Here is a 320-nt window from a genome sequence, read left to right on the forward strand (position 1 = left end):
TGTACCATTAGTGGTCACTTATAAGCCACCCACACCGGCTCCGGTTATCACCACCTCGCCGGCGCTTGCAAGCAATGTATTGCCGGCTCCTAATGGCGCCACCAGTATTACTTTACAGGTGCCCACTGGCATGGAAAAATACGAATGGCTACGTGTCGGCAACGCCAGTGTACTCAGCAACACTAATACGTTGACTACTTCCACCCCGGGCGCCTATGTGGTGCGCGTAAAATCGCCGACCAATTGTATAGGCGCTTATTCCGATACTTTCAGGGTGGTCAACAGCACAGGTGTTAACGGACCTGATCCTATCAGCAGCT

Annotated in this window: 1 protein-coding gene; it reads left to right on the forward strand. The window is 52.5% G+C overall.

Annotated features, from left to right (window positions below; genetic code table 11):
* Positions 1-320, forward strand: a 320-nt coding sequence (locus KE626_RS34535; RefSeq protein WP_211977731.1) for a hypothetical protein, incomplete at both ends; no start/stop codon positions are given.

The sequence above is a fragment of the Chitinophaga hostae genome (assembly GCF_018224885.1).
Classification (GTDB): Bacteria; Bacteroidota; Bacteroidia; order Chitinophagales; family Chitinophagaceae; genus Chitinophaga; species Chitinophaga hostae.